A 3,833-nucleotide genomic window follows, 5' to 3' on the forward strand; every position below is an offset into this window, starting at 1 on the left:
GCCGATCCGCAGTCCGGCGTCTCGCTGGCAAGTTCGCGAAACGCGAAGGCGGTGAGCATCATCGGCAGAAACCCGATGACGAATAGCGCGGGCGTCTTGGCGCCCACCACCGCCACCATGCCGCCTAACACTGCCGCCAGACTGTAGGCGGGCGCGACCGACGAGACCGCGATGACCACGCTCCCGGTCAGGCCAACGGTTCCTGGCCTCAGCCCCTTTCCGGCGGCCATCACACTGGTTGCCGGCGCCGAGGAGGCCTTACTCCTCATCGCGCCTCGGAGAGATCGTTCGCGCCGGTGCCAATGTACTTGTACTTCCCAATGCGAAACATCACCACCCGAGCAGGGCCGCTGACTTTTGCTCCGGTATACACGATCAGTGGTCGAGAAGCTGACACTGACACGGCTCGCGCGACCGCGGACCTCGGTAGGGTCACGACCGTAGTATCGCTGGGCACCTTCCGCGAGGCCGGGTCGTTGCAGTCGATCAATCCGGCCGCTTACTTTGGGGACCATTTTGGGGACCACACGTTATGCGCGGTAATGAACGACCCGCGCGTCTGTGCACGTATCGCATGGCCGCAAACCGGCCACACACTCGCGGTGACGAGCGGAAACGTGTTACCGCCATTTACTGGGGGTCAAGTGGTCGCAGGTTCAAATCCTGTCAGCCCGACACGGATAACAGCAGGTCAAGGGTGGTTTTCGGGGTGCGGCCAGAGGGTCCGGTCCCTGCCTGGTCCCTATCGTCTGGCGTTAGCTGCCCGCTGTGCCGTCACCGGAAAATCCGCTGGAAACTGTCACCGGCTGTCACCGGCTGGCGCTCCCTGGTGGCCCGGTCGGCACCCGGTTACCACCATGTGTTGATGCTGTCCACCTCACGCAGAAACGTCAGCGCCTGGTTGGCTCCCAGCTCGCCTGGCGCGGGCCATGAACGCCCGGATGTCCTTGGGCAGGCAACCGCCGCCGAAACCCAAACCGGAGTTGAGACATTGACGCCCGATACGTGGGTCGTATCCGAGCGCGTCGGCCAACAGGGTGACGTCGGCGCCCGCGGCCTCGCATACCTCAGAGACCGTGTTGATGAACGAAATCTTTGTCGCCAGAAAGGCATTGGCCGAAACCTTGACCAACTCCGCGGTCTGCAGGTCGGTTACCAGGAACGGCACACCGGCTTCCAGTAGCGGCCCGTATAGCTCACTAACAATCGCCTCGGCGCGCTCCGAATCCTGTTGTACGCCAAGCACAATCCGGTCCGGCTTCAAGGTGTCGTGCACCGCGTAGCCCTCACGCAGGAATTCTGGATTCCAGGCGATTTCGACGTCGACTCCCGGAGGTGCCAGCGCAGCGGCCCGCTGGCCCAGCTCTGCTGCGGTGCCCACTGGGACAGTCGATTTGCCGACGAGAACCGCTGCCCTGGTCAGCCGGGGCACAAGATTGTCGATCACGGCGTGGACATGGCACAAGTCGGCGCCGTATTCGCCCTTCTTTTGCGGCGTGCCAACCCCTAGGAAATGCACGTCGGCGAACTCGGCCGCCAAGTCGTAGTCGGTGGTGAACCGCAGTCGCCCAGCAGCCAGATTGTCGGCCAACAGCTTTCGCAGGCCGGGTTCATAAAAGGGAATGTCACCCCCGGCGAGCTTGGCGACTTTACCTGGATCGATATCGACCCCGACGAACGTCGTGTCCCGGTTCCGCCATCCCGACTGCATGGGTAGCACCCAGATAACCCGTGCCAAAGACGGTGCATCGCATACAACTGGTGTAGGTGGCTGCGATGAGCTAACTGCATCGCCCCGCTGAGCGGCAGGCAAACGCCAGGTGACAGGGTGGCTGCGGGTGAACTAGATGCCAGGGATACCCGGGAACCCGAATCCGCTAGTCGCGACCGTGACCGCCGCCGTGACCTCCGCCACCGAACCCGCCGCCACCGTGACCGGGGAACCCGGGGAACCCACCGCCACCAGGGAATCCGCCGTCGTCGTGACCCTCACCACCGGGAAACCCTCCGCCGCCGTGTGGCCCACCAAAGATCGGGGGTATTGGTAGCGGAATTGGCACTGGGACGGGTGCCACTGGCGCCGGGGCAGGAGCGGGCGCCGGAGCCGCCGCAGGGACCGGAACAGGGGCAGGCGCCGGAGCTACTGCTGGCTCCGGAGCCGGAGCCGCTGGCGCAGGGGCGGGAGCCACCGGTGCCGGCTGTTGGGTGGGTGCGACGACGTTGTGGCCGGGATCGGGCCGCACACCGGCCGTTGGCCGGATGCTGATTGCCAGCGAAACCACCAGCGCCGCGACACCGACGATTAAGATCGCCGCCAACGCGCTGCCGATCAGCGTGAAAGACCTCCGCTCGCGATAGTCTGCGCCGACGACGCGGGTTGCGGCGGTGTGCTCGCCGGTATAAGTGTCAGCCAATTCGGCGGGGACAGCGCTGTAGGCGAGGGCATCGCCTGCGTCCGCACCGGCGGGGACGTCGAAGTAGCCGGGAGCGATTGCATACGGGACTACGGCACCGGTGCCGGGATCCTGTGCGTATGCGCTCGCCGCGGTGGACGACACGAACAGCGGTGAATTCGCCGACGCCAACGCCGCTCCCCGGGCCAGTGCCGTATCCGGCTCCTCAGGCGCACTCAACGGAAGCGTAGTCGCCGCCTCCAGCGCCGGCTTGATCAGCGGGATGTCGACGCCGGAGCCGACGACGAACACGCCGTCCGGGCGCGTCTCCAACGCCTCAGCGCCAGAGACCATCGTGGTCAACTGGGCCACCGCCGCGTCATCGTCTTCGGGTAGGGCCCGCCGATCAACGTTGACGATCGCCCCGTCAGCGGTGTCGACGACCGCCAACGTCGCGGTATCGGGCTCGATGAACAACAGCGCGGTGTGGGCATAGTTGGTTGCATTGCCGACTGCCTGAGCCAGCGCGGCGGCCGCCAGAAACGCCGAGACCAGCATGACGTTCTCGACCTTGTGGGCGGCCAGCGCGTCGCGCAGCGCGGCGGCCTCAATGGGATCTGTCCAGGTGACTCCAGTCGATGTCAGATGGTAGCCGCCCTCGGCTGCGCTCTCCCGGGTCCCCAGGATCGCCGAGACTACCTGGTCGGCAACAGTGACCGTTGCCGGACCGTCGTCAGCGGCAACAACGAAATTGTCTTCATCGACGGTGGCGCCATCGCCATTTTCACCTTCGACCAGCACCATCCGGACTGCCGTCGGCGCCATCGACACGCCAAGTACGGTGTCCAAAGCTCCTCCATAATCGTTTGCTAGCCAATGATGTCGGGAACTTCGTCATCGGAAGCTCCGGCGACGCGAGACGCCGTGAGTCCCCATCCTGTATTCCCCTAGTGGTCCGATTTTACGCGCGTTCGGCCGTCATGTCTGGGGCGAATTTACGCTAGGGGACCAGGATGGGCATCGTCAAGTTATTTGAGAATGCTTGTGGCTCAGTCGATGTGAGTGGACTGTATGGCGGAACGTAGTGGCTGATTGTGTCTTTCATGCCGCTGCGGCGACTGTGATCTGATCCCAGACCGCAAAGCGGTTGGTCATCTGGGTTCGCCATTGGGGTGCGCTGATCATATGACGACGGGGACGGAAGTGCTGTCGGATGGGGCTGAACGCAAACAGGAATCGTTGGGCCTGCCCAGGAGAGGCGAAGCGTTTCATCACCCGTTCCCGGATTCTGGTCGGCTGATGGGAGTTCTCGGCCCGATTGTTGAGGTACTTCGAGCGGCGATGGGTCACCGACGGCAAAACCTCGCGGTGAGCGACCTGATAGCTGGCCAGCTTATCGGTCACCAGCACGCGCGGCACATACCGCAGGCCCTTGAGCAG

Annotated in this window: 2 protein-coding genes and 2 pseudogenes; all 4 read right to left on the minus strand. The window is 64.3% G+C overall.

What is annotated here, in order from left to right; genetic code table 11:
* A pseudogene (locus ACLP9N_RS36225) lies at positions 1–269 on the minus strand (amino acid transporter); the annotation flags it as partial.
* Positions 270–861: 592 nt separating this feature from the next.
* Positions 862–1,754: pseudogene (locus tag ACLP9N_RS36230) on the minus strand (UDP-glucose dehydrogenase family protein); the annotation flags it as partial.
* A gap of 123 nt (positions 1,755–1,877) precedes the next feature.
* Positions 1,878–3,242: a DUF7159 family protein gene (locus ACLP9N_RS36235; RefSeq protein ID WP_442411911.1), complete on the minus strand. Its 1,365-nt coding sequence runs from the start codon at positions 3,240–3,242 to the stop codon at positions 1,878–1,880.
* Between the two features lie 252 nt (positions 3,243–3,494).
* Positions 3,495–3,833 (minus strand): DDE-type integrase/transposase/recombinase (locus ACLP9N_RS36240; RefSeq protein ID WP_442411912.1); only part of this gene is annotated, 339 nt, incomplete at its 5' end.

The organism is Mycobacterium sp. (assembly GCF_052144515.1).
Taxonomy (GTDB): Bacteria; Actinomycetota; Actinomycetes; order Mycobacteriales; family Mycobacteriaceae; genus Mycobacterium.